General features: G+C 62.1%; 20 protein-coding genes and 1 tRNA gene. 7 read left to right on the top strand and 14 right to left on the bottom strand.

Annotated features, from left to right (window positions below):
• Window positions 1–2 precede the first annotated feature (2 nt).
• Window positions 3–1,079: an Mrp/NBP35 family ATP-binding protein gene (locus KR52_RS00390; RefSeq protein ID WP_038551110.1), complete on the bottom strand. Its 1,077-nt coding sequence runs from the start codon at window positions 1,077–1,079 to the stop codon at window positions 3–5.
• 115 nt (window positions 1,080–1,194) lie between these two features.
• Here KR52_RS00390 and hemF point away from each other — a divergent pair, with 115 nt between their 5' ends.
• Window positions 1,195–2,283 carry an oxygen-dependent coproporphyrinogen oxidase gene (hemF, locus tag KR52_RS00385; RefSeq protein WP_038551107.1) on the top strand — a complete coding sequence of 363 codons (1,089 nt, stop codon included), beginning with the start codon at window positions 1,195–1,197 and terminating at the stop codon, window positions 2,281–2,283.
• Here the strand turns inward: hemF and KR52_RS00380 are convergent.
• The 3 genes from KR52_RS00380 to KR52_RS00370 are packed head-to-tail and all read right to left on the bottom strand — an operon-like array spanning window position 2,280 to window position 4,117.
• Window positions 2,280–3,125 (bottom strand): hypothetical protein, encoded by an 846-nt coding sequence (locus tag KR52_RS00380; protein WP_038551103.1) that lies wholly within the window; start codon window positions 3,123–3,125, stop codon window positions 2,280–2,282. The two genes, hemF and KR52_RS00380, sit on opposite strands and share 4 nt — an antisense overlap.
• Window positions 3,126–3,128: 3 nt before the next feature.
• Entirely contained in the window at window positions 3,129–3,683 is a 555-nt protein-coding gene (locus KR52_RS00375; RefSeq protein ID WP_038551100.1) for a cofactor assembly of complex C subunit B, read from the bottom strand.
• A gap of 50 nt (window positions 3,684–3,733) precedes the next feature.
• Window positions 3,734–4,117, bottom strand: coding sequence for a helix-turn-helix transcriptional regulator (locus KR52_RS00370; protein WP_038556622.1), 384 nt, complete (start codon window positions 4,115–4,117; stop codon window positions 3,734–3,736).
• A gap of 115 nt (window positions 4,118–4,232) precedes the next feature.
• On the opposite strand from KR52_RS00370, the gene KR52_RS00365 reads away from it, so the two are divergent.
• Window positions 4,233–4,877, top strand: a complete 645-nt coding sequence (locus KR52_RS00365; protein ID WP_038551098.1) for a ribonuclease D — start codon at window positions 4,233–4,235, stop codon at window positions 4,875–4,877.
• Between the two features lie 9 nt (window positions 4,878–4,886).
• Here the strand turns inward: KR52_RS00365 and KR52_RS00360 are convergent, their stop codons facing one another.
• Both KR52_RS00360 and KR52_RS00355 read right to left on the bottom strand, forming a co-directional pair.
• Window positions 4,887–5,144, bottom strand: coding sequence for a hypothetical protein (locus KR52_RS00360; protein WP_038556620.1), 258 nt, complete (start codon window positions 5,142–5,144; stop codon window positions 4,887–4,889).
• A gap of 19 nt (window positions 5,145–5,163) precedes the next feature.
• On the bottom strand, window positions 5,164–6,336 hold the full coding sequence (locus tag KR52_RS00355) for a lipid-A-disaccharide synthase-related protein (RefSeq protein WP_253912491.1): 1,173 nt from the start codon (window positions 6,334–6,336) through the stop codon (window positions 5,164–5,166).
• Between KR52_RS00355 and KR52_RS15035 the strand changes: the two genes are divergently transcribed.
• Together KR52_RS15035 and KR52_RS00350 are read left to right on the top strand one after the other, a co-directional pair.
• A complete protein-coding gene (locus tag KR52_RS15035; RefSeq protein WP_253912424.1) occupies window positions 6,265–6,417 on the top strand; it encodes a hypothetical protein in 153 nt (50 codons plus the stop codon). The two genes, KR52_RS00355 and KR52_RS15035, sit on opposite strands and share 72 nt — an antisense overlap.
• Window positions 6,418–6,438: 21 nt before the next feature.
• Window positions 6,439–6,509: transfer RNA gene (locus KR52_RS00350), tRNA-Cys, on the top strand.
• An 11-nt stretch (window positions 6,510–6,520) separates the two neighbouring features.
• Here KR52_RS00350 and KR52_RS00345 read toward each other — a convergent pair.
• Entirely contained in the window at window positions 6,521–6,994 is a 474-nt protein-coding gene (locus KR52_RS00345; protein ID WP_253912423.1) for a hypothetical protein, read from the bottom strand.
• On the bottom strand, window positions 6,994–7,152 hold the full coding sequence (locus tag KR52_RS14695; RefSeq protein WP_173402177.1) for a hypothetical protein: 159 nt from the start codon (window positions 7,150–7,152) through the stop codon (window positions 6,994–6,996). The genes KR52_RS00345 and KR52_RS14695 overlap by 1 nt, the downstream gene beginning before the upstream one ends.
• Between KR52_RS14695 and KR52_RS00335 the strand changes: the two genes are divergently transcribed.
• On the top strand, window positions 7,151–8,167 hold the full coding sequence (locus KR52_RS00335) for an aldo/keto reductase (protein ID WP_173402176.1): 1,017 nt from the start codon (window positions 7,151–7,153) through the stop codon (window positions 8,165–8,167). The genes KR52_RS14695 and KR52_RS00335 overlap by 2 nt on opposite strands.
• Before the next feature lie 9 nt (window positions 8,168–8,176).
• On the opposite strand, the gene KR52_RS00330 is transcribed toward KR52_RS00335, so the two are convergent.
• Both KR52_RS00330 and purM read right to left on the bottom strand, forming a co-directional pair.
• Window positions 8,177–8,818: a hypothetical protein gene (locus KR52_RS00330; RefSeq protein ID WP_038551093.1), complete on the bottom strand. Its 642-nt coding sequence runs from the start codon at window positions 8,816–8,818 to the stop codon at window positions 8,177–8,179.
• A gap of 115 nt (window positions 8,819–8,933) precedes the next feature.
• Window positions 8,934–9,971, bottom strand: coding sequence for a phosphoribosylformylglycinamidine cyclo-ligase (purM, locus tag KR52_RS00325; RefSeq protein WP_038551091.1), 1,038 nt, complete (start codon window positions 9,969–9,971; stop codon window positions 8,934–8,936).
• Window positions 9,972–10,289: 318 nt separating this feature from the next.
• Between purM and KR52_RS00315 the strand changes: the two genes are divergently transcribed.
• Both KR52_RS00315 and KR52_RS00310 read left to right on the top strand, forming a co-directional pair.
• A complete protein-coding gene (locus KR52_RS00315; RefSeq protein ID WP_038551089.1) occupies window positions 10,290–10,829 on the top strand; it encodes a septal ring lytic transglycosylase RlpA family protein in 540 nt (179 codons plus the stop codon).
• Window positions 10,826–12,343 carry a bifunctional pantoate--beta-alanine ligase/(d)CMP kinase gene (locus KR52_RS00310; RefSeq protein WP_071840118.1) on the top strand — a complete coding sequence of 506 codons (1,518 nt, stop codon included), beginning with the start codon at window positions 10,826–10,828 and terminating at the stop codon, window positions 12,341–12,343. Before KR52_RS00315 ends, KR52_RS00310 begins: the two co-directional genes overlap by 4 nt.
• On the opposite strand, the gene KR52_RS00305 is transcribed toward KR52_RS00310, so the two are convergent.
• From KR52_RS00305 to KR52_RS00290, 4 genes are read right to left on the bottom strand one after another with little or no spacing between them, the layout of a single operon-like run.
• On the bottom strand, window positions 12,327–12,806 hold the full coding sequence (locus KR52_RS00305; protein WP_038551083.1) for a low molecular weight protein-tyrosine-phosphatase: 480 nt from the start codon (window positions 12,804–12,806) through the stop codon (window positions 12,327–12,329). The two genes, KR52_RS00310 and KR52_RS00305, sit on opposite strands and share 17 nt — an antisense overlap.
• Complete coding sequence (locus tag KR52_RS00300) at window positions 12,803–13,435, bottom strand: HEAT repeat domain-containing protein (protein WP_038551081.1); 633 nt, start codon at window positions 13,433–13,435, stop codon at window positions 12,803–12,805. The genes KR52_RS00305 and KR52_RS00300 overlap by 4 nt, the downstream gene beginning before the upstream one ends.
• The gene (locus tag KR52_RS00295; protein ID WP_038551079.1) at window positions 13,435–14,208 is read right to left on the bottom strand and encodes a HEAT repeat domain-containing protein; all 774 of its coding nucleotides are present in this window, start codon (window positions 14,206–14,208) and stop codon (window positions 13,435–13,437) included. The genes KR52_RS00300 and KR52_RS00295 overlap by 1 nt, the downstream gene beginning before the upstream one ends.
• Complete coding sequence (locus KR52_RS00290) at window positions 14,208–14,801, bottom strand: chromophore lyase CpcT/CpeT (protein ID WP_084221917.1); 594 nt, start codon at window positions 14,799–14,801, stop codon at window positions 14,208–14,210. Before KR52_RS00290 ends, KR52_RS00295 begins: the two co-directional genes overlap by 1 nt.
• Between the last annotated feature and the right edge of the window lie 59 nt (window positions 14,802–14,860).

The raw sequence follows: 14,860 nt of genomic DNA, 5'->3' as shown, positions 1-14,860 counted from the left end.
CGTCAGACGGGCTGGCTGACGGCCTTAAGCACGGCGTCAGCGAGGCCCTTGAACTCGGTGGCGCTGGCGGAGTCGCTGCGGTTGATCACGATCGGTCGTCCCGTGTCACCTCCTTCCTGAACAGGCATTTCCATAGGGATTTGAGCCAGCAGGGGAACGTCGTAGTCCGCGGCGAGTTGAGCGCCCCCGCCACTGCCGAAGAGGGCGTAGCGGCAGTCGGGACGGTCCGGAGGGATGAAGGCGCTCATGTTCTCCACGACGCCGAGCACGGGAATGCCCATCTGCCGGAACATGGCGAGACCCCGTCGCGCATCCTGCAGCGACACCTGTTGGGGGGTGGTCACGATCACAACGCCGGCCATCGGCACCGCCTGGGCCAGGGAGAGTTGCGCATCACCGGTGCCTGGCGGCAGGTCAACGATGAGAACGTCCCGCTCACCCCATTCGGCCTGATACAGGAACTGACGAATGATGCCGTTGAGCATCGGGCCGCGCCAGATCACAGGTTGGTGATCGTCGATCAGCAGACCCATCGACACCATGGCGATCCCGCAGGTTTCGATCGGCACGATCCGCTGCTGATCTCCGCTGCCCTGCACCTCTGGTGTTTGGTCAGCGACCCCCAGCATGGTGGGTGCGTTCGGCCCGTAGATATCGGCGTCCAGGAGCCCCACCCGCAGGCCAGTCTGGGCGAGGGCGCAGGCCAGATTGACGGCGACGGTGCTTTTGCCGACGCCGCCCTTGCCGCTGCTTACCGCTATCACCTGGCGGACGCCGGGGATCGACTGGCGTTCGGCCGGCTGACCATGGCCGGCTTGGCCAATCCCCCCCTGGCTTGGCGGTTGGCCGATCTCGATCTGCACGTCGTCAATGCCATCGAGGGCCATCAGCGCTCCACGGGCCTCAGCCACGATGCGATCTCTCTGGCCTTGGGCGAAGCCAGGAAGGCTGAGGCGAAACACAGCCCGCGGCGGGGTGATGCGGATCTGTTCGATCCAGCCGAGCTCCAGGGCCGTTTTGCCACTGCCGGCATCTTTGACTTGCTGGAGGGCTTTGTTGGCCTGCTCGACCGGGGTCATCCGTTTCATCAAGGCAAGCCGGATCCTAGGGGCGCCGCCCGTGACAGTCCCTGACGGATGCTTGTCTAGGCCTGGGGTCACCTGGTTAGGTTTCGATGTCTTCAGTCTCTGGCCCATGGTCCGCTCCCTGATTCGCCGCGTCCTCGGACGCCAGGACGTGGGCGTCAGCAACGCTCCCCTTGAGCTGCCCCCCAGCGATTCCAGAGAGCGGGCCCGGACGATGGTGATGGGGCTTCAGGATGAAATCTGTGCGGGGCTGGAAGCGCTCGATGGTGAGGGTCGTTTTGAGGAAGAAAGTTGGGTGAGGCCTGAAGGGGGCGGGGGGCGCTCCCGGGTGATGCGTGAGGGCCGTGTCTTTGAGCAAGGCGGAGTGAACTTCTCCGAGGTTCAAGGGGAAGAGTTGCCCCCTTCGATTCTCAAGCAGCGTCCTGAAGCGAAGGGGCACCCGTGGTTCGCCACGGGAACCTCGATGGTGCTGCATCCCCGCAACCCCTACATCCCCACGGTGCATCTCAATTACCGCTATTTCGAGGCGGGGCCGGTGTGGTGGTTCGGAGGGGGTGCCGATCTGACCCCTTACTACCCATTCCTAGATGATGCACGTCACTTTCATCGCACCCATCAGGCAGCCTGTGATTCGGTGCATCCGGATCTCCACAAGGTCTTCAAGCCCTGGTGCGATGAGTACTTCTTTTTGAAGCACCGCAGCGAGACCCGCGGCGTCGGAGGCATCTTTTACGACTACCAGGATGCCAACGGCACGTTGTACAAGGGGCAAGACCCTTCCGGTCCTGCGGCTCAGGTGTCAGCCCGTTTGGGAGCTCGGCCGTTGAGTTGGGAGCAGCTGTTCTCTCTCGGGCAGGCCAACGGCAGAGCCTTCCTTCCCGCCTATGAGCCCATCGTGGAGAAGCGTCATCCGATGGCCTACGGCGATCGCGAGAGGGATTTTCAGCTCTATCGCCGGGGCCGTTATGTGGAATTCAACCTGGTTTGGGACCGCGGCACGATCTTCGGGTTGCAGACCAATGGACGCACGGAATCGATCCTGATGTCTCTGCCTCCCCTGGTGCGTTGGGAGTACGGCTACACCGCAGAGGCCGGATCACGGGAGGCCCTGCTGACCGAACTGTTCACCAAGCCTCAGGACTGGCTGGGTGATGCCTCGCTGGATGAGCGCTGCCGCCCCCATGGAGCGATCAACTAACTGACGCCTTGAACGAGCGCGTTCACCACGCGCTCGGCCAGGCAGTTCACCGTGTGCTCCCTTGAGCTCGGATCCCTCAGTTTCGTTTCGAGAGGGGGTTCAAGCATGGCGATTTCGAGAATTCCGATGCCGCGACGCGGACCGCCAAGGCCTCCGCGGAACAGGCGTGGGTATCGCCCAAATGCCTGGGCCAGGCTTTCATCGACGACATTCAGTTCACGCACATTGGCGAGCACCGGAATCAGGCCGGAGCCGAAGCCATGGGGCCGGTAGGCATCGAAATGGATCTCCAGCACATATTCACCACGCTCCGAAAAGACCTTGGCCTTCGACCAGTTGGTGGCAGGGTCGTCGTCGTTCGAGATGCTGATTGACGGCGGGGTGTAGGCGCGGATGTTCAAGCCACGGGCTTGACCTTGGCTCACCACTGCGGCCTGAACCTGGCGGTTCCAGAACAGCTCATCGCGAATGCCCGGTTGCATCGGCGCTCGCTTCTGCTGATCCACGGCATATCCAGGGGTTCCTGGACTGGCGGTGCCCTGGGAGTCGGCATGTCCTGCCATGACGACGATTGGCAGGTTGCTCTGCACAGGGCTTCGCCCGACCCAGCTCCCGGGTTTCTTTGTGCGTGGGCCTAGCAGGGGATCTGGTGTGGCTGGCTCAGGACAGGGCTCCGGCGGTTCCGGTGCAGGTTGCTCTGCCGGTTCGTTGCTGGGCTTGGCTGTACCAAGCCAGTTGTGCTGTTCCGCAGCTTTGGTCATCGCCAGGGTTGCCAGTGACAGGCCTGTGATGGCAAGCCCTGAGGCAACGCGACGCCGTCGCATCCAGGCCGGCAGACGCATGGTTCAGATGGGGGAGGAGAGCAGGGATCCATCACTGGCGAGTTGCAGGGTCTCAGCCAGTTCCAGTTCGATGGCGATCAATTCGTCCCGATGAGCCCGCAGGCGAATGGCGCTGCCCTCTCCCTCGGGAGCAGGAAGGAGTTGCAGTTCAAGGGCTTCTGTGCGAGCGGCCCGCCGGGTGTAAACAGCTCCCGCCAGAGGACCGAGGCCGATCAGCAGCAGAGGCCACCAGTGCAGTTGGGGTGCCAGCTGACGCAGGACCAGACCGAAGCAGGCGGAGCCAATGGCCGCCAGCACGGACAGCAACACGGCAAGGGGTTGGCTGGAGGCCACTTTCCCCTTGAAGCGGAGCACCTGGCGCTCAGCATCTCCGCCATCTCGGCTCCAGCCGCGGTCTTCCAGCCAAGTGCTGATCCCGTCAAGAACGGTGATGGGGGGTTGGGGGGACATCACGTCCACCACTGTGGTTCGGTCTTTGCTGGCTGCACGCAGAAAGAAGACCAGACCAATCGCCAGCAGAACAGTCAGCAGGAGGGTGGATTGGAATCCTGCAGGCATGGCATCCCGGTGGTGTTCAACCTTTTTAAGCCTTGCGCCGGCTGAATCGCTTAGTTCAAGGCGAACCGGTGGGAGTCCAGCCAGCTGCGCCAGGGCTGCATCAGTCGCTCGGCTTCGCCACGTGCATTGGATTCAAGGTGCAGCATGCGCCGTGGCCGTCCGCGACTCGGACAGCGTTGGGTGTAACTGCTGATCGAGCCCTGTTGCTCAAGGAACTCCAGGGCCTGTTGCAGCACGGTTTCAGAAAGCCGCAGTTGTGGCTCCTCCCGGATCAGTTTCTGCAGGAGTCCGGAGGGGTAGTTGTCGTCTTTAAGCAAGCACTCGAGGATCCAGCAGACAGCCAGCTCGAGATCGAGGAATTGCGGCGGCGGCTGATGGAAGTACTGCTCGATGTCTGCCAGACAGGTGCGCGAAGGCTTTCTGCGAGAGAACACAGGCGCGGGACAACTCCCCCAATCAAAAACGATCTTATTTCGAGATTCAAGAGGAGGGTTTTGAGACGCGCCGCGAAGGTGGTTGGCCACACTGGCTTCATCCATTTCACAAGCCATGGCTGAGCAGTCGTCGTCCCCAGCGGAATTCGCTGTCTTTGATCGCGATCTCGATGACGCGTGGACAGACCGCTATCTGCTGTCTGCGCGGCTTGCGGTTGACACCGAAGCGATGGGGTTGATTCATGGGCGTGATCGCCTTTGTCTGGTTCAGATAGCGGATGCAGAAGATCGTGTTTCCTGCGTCCGCATTGGCTTGGGCCAGACCGAGGCTCCCAACCTCAAGCGCCTGTTTGAGGCCGCTTCAGTGGAGAAGGTGTTCCACTTCGCCCGGTTCGATCTGGCTGCACTTGCCGCCGGTCTAGGGATTGCAGTGAATCCTGTGTTCTGCACCAAAGTCGGCAGTCGGCTCGGCCGGACGTACACCCCCCGCCATGGCCTCAAGGATCTAGTTATGGAGTTGGTCGGCGTTGAGCTGGATAAGGGCGCCCAGAGCAGTGATTGGGGCCGGGTGGACGAACTCACAGATGCTCAGCTGGCCTATGCCGCGAATGACGTTCGCTATCTCTTGCCCGCCCGGGAGCGCTTGGAACAGATGCTGCGTCGCGAAGGGCGCTGGGATCTGGCACAGCGCTGCTTTCAATGTGTTCCGGTGGTTGCCGAGCTGGATCGGATGCGTTTTCACCAGATCTTTGAGCACTGAGGCAGAGGCTCAGTCCTCCAGCATGAAGTTGCCATCCCCTTCGCTGTTCTCGAGCAACGCGTCCAGCTGACGGGCATGGTCACCGTTGTCGTTGTCGAGGGCGGCCAGCATGGCTTCAGCCATGGCTCTCCGTCCTGTTACATCGCGGTGCCCTTCGCGGGCCGCGGCCTGTTCCACCTGGCGCCGGGCGCTGGCCAGGCTGATGCTTAGTCGACTCGCCAATTGAGCACAAAGTTTGACGAGGGTGGGGTCCTGAATCGCGGCCATGGCAACCAACCGTGGATCTTCAGTATCCGTTGAAGCGATCCAGGATCAGGCGTGCCAGTTGATCGCTTCCCCCTGCTGGCCCCATTCGCTGCGACCCGATCCGTCCGAGGTGGGAGCGGAGTGCCGGGTCAGCCAGAAGGATTTCGAGCCGTGTGGTGAGCTCGGATTCGTCAGAGCAGGGGCGAACCGCACCCCCCAACAGGCGGCTCTGACGTCGGGCGAAGCCTGGCTTGAACTGCGGTCCTAGACCAGGGAGGGACAGGGCTGGAATGCCCAGCCCCACAAGTTGTTCCGTCGCCGTTCCGGCGGTGGCGATGCCGGCTTCTGCCCAGCCGGCCCATTGGTCGAAGCAACCTCGCCCGATCAGCACCAGACAGGCTCCTTTCACCCAGCATGCCTCGGCACCCAGGTGGTCCGAAGGGGGAAGGCTTTGCCGAAAGCCCAGTTGGTCAAGGCTGTTGCTCAGCGCTGAGGCATCGGGCTGGGCGCCCACGGCCACAAGCAGGGCCATGGGCACACGGCCGGGCAGGGCCATGGCACTGCGCACCAATCGCTTCATGTTGCGTTGGGCCTCCGGCATGCGACTGCCGCAGAGCAGAAGCACCCGGCGGCAGCGTTCCAGGGCCGATGGCAGCGGTTGGATGCTCAGGCCATCCATCATCGGATTTCCCGGCGCCAGAGCGTCCACTCCTTTGCGCCGCAGACCACGGGCTGTGAGGCGATCACGCATGGCCACCAGTCGACAGCGCCTTGAGCGCAGCAAGCGCCATTCCCAGGGATCCCACTCACTGCCTTTGAGCCTGTGGTAGCAGTCGCTTCTGGCCCTTCCGGGGCCACTGCGCCAGGTGTAGTCGCTTTTGGGAGTGCCGATGAAGCCGAAGGGGGCACCACTGCCCCAGGCCATCAGCAGTGGCAGCAGATCGCCGACGGCAACGATGGGTCGCTGTTGATGACCGAGGCGGTGCACCAACTGCCATTGACTCCAACTCAGGCTCGGGAGTCCAGCCCTGATGTCTGCCAGCAGACCCCTCAGACTTTGATTGCTGAAGCCACCGCTTGGCAGGGCCGCTTTCGGCCCCAGGCGTGTCAACCATCCCTGCTGAACCGCAGCATCAAACACATGGCCAGCGCCCACCAGAGGAAGCACGTTGAGGGGGCGTCTCGGTGCGCGCCGATGGACGGCCTGGATGATCCGCAGGGTGATCAGGTCTTCGCCGTGGCCGTTGCAGAGAAACAGCAGGGAGCCAGGGGCATGGCTGATACGATCGCCTGATGGGAGCGGCTGTTCCCCTGCGGCGGCATGGCCAAGTGGTAAGGCAGAGGATTGCAAATCCTTTATCCCCAGTTCGAATCTGGGTGCCGCCTTTGAATCATCGTCACAGCTGAGCCTCCGCGCTCATGGCGTGAGCGTTACGTGAGTGACTCTCGCAGCTGACGGTTTCGGCATCAATCCAACAACGTCCTGAGGCTGTGCGCGCTATTGGCAGGCCCGTGGGAAGTCCTCTGGCGTCAAAACGAACCCATGCTGTGCTGAGCAGGCTTGCGCTCCACCGGCTTTGCTCCAAGCGGCAGCCGGAACGATCGCAGCTCAGAGGGCTGCCCTGATCTCCTTCAAGGCTGATGAAGCTCAGCTGATAGCTGCCGCCGGTTTCCTCATCGTCTCCGATGAACCGAAGTCGCAGTCCACTGCTCCCGTTTGCAGTGATCTGGAGGCGTTGGCAATCCAAGGGACGCCCATTGGCAACGATCTGGCAGCGCGAAGGTGTGTGCTCCAAGCGACCAAAGGCCAGCGTTGGAGCACCCGCTGCCGGGACGGCGAGCAGCAGGGTTGCCATCCAGAGGCGAATCATCAGTAATCGCTGTCGGCGACGCACATGCCCAGGCAGCGAATGCCATTGCTGGCAGTTCTTCGGCAGTGGTTGCAGAGGATGCGCTCGTCCTTTGCCGTCGAATCCTCCAGGGCCTGATCGGGCGATGTCGCCGGTTTCTGTGCGAGAGGTGCAGTCATGACGCAGCGGGACGGTGTGGAGGCGATCATGGCTTCCAGCAGCATTGCCCCGTTGAACGGCATCGGTTTTGGCACCTGGGCTTGGGGCAACAAGGCGGTATGGGGATACGACGCCCACAGGGATGATTTTCAACTGCGTGCCACGTTTCGACAAGCCCTCAGTTCTGGGCTCAACCTGGTGGATACAGCGGACTCCTATGGAACAGGACGGCTGAATGGACGCAGTGAAACGCTGCTCGGCGACTTCATCGCCGAGTTGCCCGCCCTGCGTCGATCCCGCTTGACGGTGGCGACGAAGTTGGCCCCATTCCCTTGGCGATGGGGCCGTCGAGGATTTGATGCCGCCTTTGAGGCCAGTCGAAAGCGCCTCAAGGGGCAGCTCCAGCGTGTGCAGTTGCACTGGAGCACGGCGCGTTATGCGCCCTGGCAGGAGACAGGGCTTCTCGATGGCTTGGCTGATCTCGTGCTGTCTTCCCGGGTGGACGAGCTGGGGCTGTCCAACCTGGGCCCTCAACGCTTGGCGTTGATCCATCGCCGCCTGCTGGAGCGCGGCGTTCCCCTGCGCAGTGTCCAGGTGCAGTGTTCGCTTCTGGCGCCTGCGGATGATCAGCTGCTCGAGTTGATTTCCGTCAGCAGGGACATGAATGTGGAGGTGTTGGCCTACAGCCCTCTTGCCTTCGGCGTCCTTGCTTGTCCGCCAGGGGGCGAGCAGGCGCTCCCTGCGACCTGGTTGCGGCGTCGCCTGTTTCGGCGCCTGCTTCCGGCAAGCCTTGAGTTGCGCCGTGAGATGCAGGCCATCGCCAGCGAGCGCGGGGCATCGATGGTGCAAGTCGCGTTGAACTGGTGCAGGGCGCTTGGAGCGACGCCGATCCCAGGGCTGCGAACTCCCGCCCAGGCCAGAGATGTTGCTGCTGCCCTGCAGTGGTCGATGTCGATGACGGAGCGCCAGCGTCTGGATGCAGTCCGCCGCAACTGCAGCGAACGCATGCCCACGAATCCTTTCCAGAGTCGCTGAGAGACGTTGTCAGGCCTCAGTGGCGGACTCAGGTGCCGGACTCACCACGACGGGGAGACTGTCGCCATCGTTTCGAATGGGAATGACTTTGTCCTCTTGGGATGTGTCCCGAGGAGCGGGGGAAGGGGCAGCCTGAGCATCCTGCTGTTGTGCGCAGGCGGTCAGCGCTTCTTGAAGCAATGAGTCGAACGTCGCCCCAGGCAGTCGATGCCGTGCAACCTCCAAGAAAGTGCGCGGCAGTGATTCGCTGGCTGCGCTCCTCAGGGCCGGGTTGTTCCGGCGGTGCTCCTGCTCGTCCTGAATGGCTCGGATGAATCTCCGGGTGACGTCTCGTTTGGTGGACGCCTTGATCAGGGTGTCGCGTTCTTGGGGCCCATGACTGAGCTCCTGCTCCATCACCTGAATCCGCCGCTCAAGGCTGTCCAGCACTTCATGGGCTTCTTTGCCGATGTGAGCCAGTTGCCCATCCGAGAGGTACGGCATATCGGCAACAAAAACCTTGCCGTGATCCCGGAGGGTGAGAAAAGTTGGCCTCGGTCCTTGTCGGTACCCCTGCTGCCTGTCTTGTACCGACGAGACCGGACGCTTCGGGGGGACCGGACCTGCAGACGATCGACGACGCGTCACGCGCGTTGGCTTATCAAAAGGCATTGAAAGGGGATGTATAGACGCCGCTATCGGAAAAACCGACGTGGTTGAACAGAGTTTATTCGATGTCTCTTGGGTCAGTGGTCAGCAGTCTCGAAGCCGTCTGAAACTGACGCAATCAGACAGGCACTCCTTCAAGAGCCGGGACGTTGTCCGGGGCATTGGATGTCACGTTGCCAATCACCCAGGCCTGGTGGTGCTTTCCACGGCAGAGCTCAATGATGGCGTCTTCGCTCCCCGGCGGCACCACCAGGCAAAAACCGATGCCGAGGTTGAACGTGTGCCAAAGATCCCGCTCGGGAATCTCGCCTGCCTCCTGCAGCCAGCTGAACAGGGGCGGCCTTGCCCAGCTGGTGGCGTCGATGTGAGCAGAGCAGCCGTTTGGCAGGCAGCGCGGCAGGTTCTCTGGCAGCCCCCCACCTGTGATGTGGGCCATGCCGTGAAGCTCAAGTCCGCTCTGCAACAGGTGCTGTACGAGATCGGCGTACAGGGTCGTTGGTGCCAACAGGTCGTTGATCAGGGGGCGCTGGTCGTTGCCATACATGGTGTTCGCATCAGCCTTGGCTCGTTCGAGCACCTTGCGCACAAGGCTGAAGCCATTGCTGTGCACGCCACTGCTGGCCACACCAATCACGCTGTCGCCAGGCTGAATGCGCTGGCCGTCAATGAGTTCGTCTTCTTCGACAACGGCCACGCAAAAGCCGGCGAGGTCGTAGCGCCCCTGGGGGTAGAACCCAGGCATCTCGGCCGTTTCGCCGCCCAGCAGGGCGCAGCCGCTCTGCCTGCAGCCATCGGCGATTCCTTCAACAACTTCGGCCATTGCCGATGGCGCCAGTGCCCCGGTGGCCATGTAATCCAGAAAAAACAGCGGCGCGGCTCCTGAGGTGATCACGTCGTTCACACACATCGCCACCAGGTCGATGCCCACGCTGTGGTGGCTGCCATGTTCCTGGGCCAGCTCCAGTTTGGTTCCGACCCCATCGGTGCCAGACACCAGCAGGGGCTTGCGTAGGCCTGCTGGAAGACGCATCAGCCCTCCAAAACCACCAAGGCCACCGATCACCTCCGCTCGGTGGGTGGCTTCTACCGACGCCTTAATGCGCTGCACGAACGCGCGTCCGGCGGCAACATCCACTCCAGCGCTTTTGTAATCCATGGATCGGCTCCGATGCATTGATCCTGCAATGCCGAGGAGCCTGTGCAGATTGATCGACCGGCACGGCAACTGATTGGCTGCGCTTATCGGATTAAGGCGTGTGGCTTATGGATTGGTACTTGTTTTCTGTCGTTGATCTGCCAGTGCGTCAGGGGATTGGCGGCGCTGGAGGGCTTGTGGCCGTGTATGGCGTATGGCGAAAAGGCCCTGTTTTCTTTCGTTGGCTCTTTTTTTAGGTTCTTGAGGAAATTTTCTATGTAGGTCTGCCACTGATCGGAGTCTGCGACAGCAGCTCTCTCCCTTGGCAAGCCGCTCTGCATGCGAGTTCTTCTTGGGCTGGCCACGCTCTCAGCAGCGATTTCAGGGGCAGCGGCTCTCCTGCCTGTCGTGGCCAGCGATTTTCTGTCTGTTGATGGTGCCGAAGCGCTTGATCCCCTCGATCTGGTCCTTGAGCCCCAAGTTTCCGAGCTTCAAGCAACCCTTTCTCCTGCTCAGGTCAAGCCCGTTGTTGCTCCTCCTGCTGCTGAACTCCCCAAGCCGAAGCTCAAGGTCGTGCCTGAGGTGGTGAAGGTCATCACCGGAGAGGCCAGTTGGTACGGCCCCGGTTTCTATGGCAACCGCACAGCCAATGGTGAGGTTTACAGACGCGGCACCATGACGGCGGCCCACCGCACACTTCCGTTTGGAACAAAGGTTCGCGTCACCAATCTCTGGAACGGGCGTACGGCCGTGATCCGCATCAACGATCGCGGGCCGTTCATTGATCATCGGGTCATCGACCTCGGCCATGGCGCCGCCGCTGACCTTGGTTTGACTGCCTCTGGCATCGCCCAAGTGAAGCTTGAGGTGCTGCGCTGAGCTGCGTCGTTCTCTCCACCCAGGCCGAGCTGGACAGCTTCCGGGCCAACCTCCTTGGGCCGCTGCAATTCGTGCCCACCATGGGTGGGCTGCATCGGGGCCACGGTGAATTGATTCGCCGGGCCTCAGAACAGGGGCCTGTGTTGGTGAGTGTGTTCGTGAACCCACTCCAATTCGGGCCAGCTGAAGACTTTGATCGCTACCCGCGAACGCTCGAAGCAGATCGGGATTTAGCCAAACGCTCTGGCGCCCATGCCCTTTGGGCCCCAAGTGTCGACGCCATCTATCCAAGTGGACTCCTGTCAGCTGTGTCGCACTCAGCATCGGCAGAGCTGCAGGCGCACCTTTGCGGAGCTTCCCGTCCCGGTCACTTTGATGGTGTGGTCACGGTCGTGGCCCGACTGCTGCAGCTGGTGGAACCGTCCTGCCTCTGGCTGGGTGAAAAGGACTGGCAGCAGCTGGTGATCCTGCGCCGCTTGGTGGCCGACCTTGATCTGGACGTGGCGGTGCGGGGCGTTGCCACCGTTCGTGAACCCGACGGTCTGGCCCTGAGTTCCCGCAACCAATACCTCTCTTCTGCTGATCGGGCTCGAGCCGCTGCTCTGCCGGCGGCACTGCGCCATGTCGATTCAAACGATCCCGAGGCCTCGGTGCGCAGGAGTCTCGGTGAAGCAGGGCTGGCGGTGGACTATGTAGAGAGGGTCGACCCCTTCACGCTTCAGCCCTGTGGCTCTGAAACGGCCATCTCACTGTTGGCCGCGGCGGCTCGTTGCGGGACGACCCGTTTGATTGATCATGTGTTTCTGATGACCCGCCAGCCTCTCGTTGCCATCGATGGCCCTGCCGGTGCTGGCAAAAGCACCGTCACCCGGGCCTTTGCTGAGCGGATGGGGCTGGTTTACCTCGATACCGGCGCGATGTACCGGTCGGTGACCTGGTTGGTGCAACAGAACGGTGTGGACCCCCAGGATGCGGTGTCGATTGCACCGCTATTGAACGACCTCGACCTTCAGCTGCGGTCGTTGCCTGGTGGCGGCCAGCAGGTGTTGGTGAATGGGCAGGACGTGAGCGACGCGATTCGCTCGCCGGATGTCACAGCGTCGGTTTCGGCTGTGGCCGCCCACCGTTGCGTCAGGCAAGCGCTGACCGCTCAACAGAAAGCGATGGGTGCCAAGGGTGGCTTGGTGGCAGAAGGCCGCGACATCGGCACCGCTGTTTTCCCGGATGCTGATCTGAAGGTGTTCCTCACGGCCACGGTGGGCGAACGGGCCCGGCGCCGGGCTCTGGATCTGGAGCAGCGGGGCTTCCCGGTGCCTGAGCGATCTGAGCTCGAAGCGCAGATCGCCGAACGGGATCACCTCGACAGCACCCGTGAGGAGGCTCCTCTGGTGCAGGCGGACGATGCCGTGGAGCTCGTGACCGATGGCATGAGCATTGAGGCTGTGATCGATGCCCTGGTGGGGCAGTTTCGTTCTCGGGTGGCCGAAGAAGCCTGGTCTACGCCTGCGGGCTGAGCTCGTCGAGCAGGTTGGCGCAGGCATCCTCGAGCAGGTCGAGCACATGCTCGAAGCCCGCCTCGCCCCCGTAATAGGGATCCGGCACCTCCGTTTCCGAGAACCCCCGGGTGTAGCTAAGCATGGGCTTGATGTTGGCCGTTGCTCTTGGCCCGGCTTCGCGAGCCAGTCCCTGGACGGCCGCGAGATTGTCGTCGTCCATGGTCAGCACCAGATCGAAACTCGAGAAATCGTCGAGGCTGATCTGTCGTGCGCGGCTGGGGAGGTTGATGCCGCGGCGGTTGGCGGCAGCCTGCATGCGTCGGTCTGCCGGATTGCCCACATGCCATCCGCCCGTTCCGGCGGAATCCACCACGAACTGGTCAATGAGGCCGCGCTCTTCGAGCAGATGCAGGAAGACGCCTTCGGCTGCTGGTGAGCGGCAGATGTTGCCAAGGCAGACGAACAACAGTTTCTGGGTCATCCGGCGTTGAGGCGTTGGAGGGCTTTCTGGGCCCGCAGCTGCACCACCCTGACACCCTCCGTATCGGATGCGAGCTGGTTCAGTGCGGTCCGGCCCTGTTCGGCAAGTTGCGCGGACAAAGCTGCGCTGTTCAAGCGTTGCTCGAGGCCGTAGGCCGCTGCGTAACGCACCACCCACTCGTCGTCTCGCATGGCTTTGAGCAGTCCCTCGAAACAGCGCTCAAGCTGATCGTGCGCTGCGTCTTCACTGAGCTCCAAGTCCGCCAGGCCGCGGGTTGCGGAGCGCCGCACGCTCGGAGCGATATCGGCCTGAAGGGCATGCTCCAGCAGGTCAAGCCCCCGTGGATCCCGCAAGGCGGCAATCACCTTCACCACCCAGGCTCGTGCGCCGTAATTGCGGGCATCCAGGCTCACCAGAAGGATGGGAACGATGTCCCGACCCAGTTGAATCAGCCCCTGTGTTGCGACGGCTGCCACCGCTGGATTGTTGAACCCCAGCACCCTCACGAGCGGTTTGGCGGCCTCAAGGTCGTTCAGTGCACAAAGGGCTTGCGTGGCTTTGACCAGCTCAGGAGTGCTGGTGGCCCGCTCGAGCGTCTGAAGCGCCTGGTCCAATGCTTTGCTGGTCATCAGAGCAGTCCGTCCATGGCGTCGAGGACGTGATCGGGGTCGTCGTTGCGTTCCGCCACCTCTCGGAGTGCAACCAGCTTGAGGCTGGGTTCCACCGCAGCCGAGCGGATCGAGGGCACGGCGGCGAGCCAGCCGGTGGCGCCGAGGTCGAGCAGCGCGCCACGGCGCACCAGGGGTTCTGGATGGTTCAGCAGCTTTTTCAGTTCCATACCCCACTGATCAAGACCGGTCAGCTGCAGCAATGCTCGGCAGGCCGCTGAACGGATCAATGGCCGCGGGTGCTCCGTGAACGGCTGAATCACGTCGAGAGTGCTGCTGCTGCCATCACCAATGTCACCGAGGGCTTCCAGCAACGCTTCGCAGGGTTCCCTGAGCAAGGGGGATGAGGGTTGCTCAGCTCCTGCTCCCTCCAATCCACTGGCCAGCAAGGTGCGGATGCCCTCAACAGCCCCACAGCTGCCCATGGCACCAAGCGTGCGGACCACTTCCTCCCGGACGGTGTAATCGTTGGAGTGCAGCAGCGCCAGAAGAGGTTGTTCCGCTCTCACATCCCTGAGCTGACCTAGAGCACGGATCGCGTTGAGAGCGACACCGCGCTGCTCTGGATCAATCGGCGTGGCATCCAGTGCTTCAAGAGCTCTGAGCAGCAGAGGGATGGCATCAGGATGCTGGCTGCGCATTTTTCCGAGCCACCAGGCGGCGTAGTACTGCGCCGAAGAGTCCTCCCTCTGGCGGAGGTTTTTGATCACCTGCGTTTCACTCAGCGGTTCCATCACACCCAGGCCGATGCCATGTCGGTCGTCCAGCTTTCAGTTCGTTTGAACCGGAACGGGCCTGCCACCGAGCCCCAGCAACGCTCATTTGTGTCCGGGTCATGACCGCGATCGAGGGTCGCTAGTGAGTCCCCCTGCAAGTGAAAGCTGCTCACCAGAACGGTGTCTTTGCCATTCCGTTGCACGATGCATTTGCAGCCTGGTTCCATGGCGCCGTGGTAGCCGTCTGGCTGTTCCAGCACTTGGTAGTGGCACTGATCCAGGCTGATCAGGTCACTGTCCTGAATGGCGAGGCGTAGTTGCGGATCAAACATGGCTCTGGCGAAGCGTTCCGGGTCACGGAAGATGTGATTCCAAAGCTTGATGGCGCCGGAGGCCTGCTCTTCAGCGCGGATCATGCGCAACCGGTAGGGATGCTTGGGATCAACGGCATAGGTCTGTTCGAGCAGGATCGACCCTGGATGGAGCTGTATGAGTGGGCGATACCTCAAAAAGATGTGGGCATACAGGGGAGGGTTGTCGAAGGCTTGCTGCTGGTTGCTGTATTCGCCACAGAGCAGGTTGAGAAAACGCCGAACGTTGGGGGTGATCACAGCGCTCTGATGGGGCCGAAAAAGAACAATAAAAAAAGCCCCCCGAGGGGGGCTTGGAA

This window comes from Synechococcus sp. KORDI-52, assembly GCF_000737595.1.
GTDB lineage: Bacteria > Cyanobacteriota > Cyanobacteriia > PCC-6307 > Cyanobiaceae > Parasynechococcus.
Note: the sequence above shows the minus strand (reverse complement) of the source record. Positions and strands in the feature narration are given on the sequence as shown.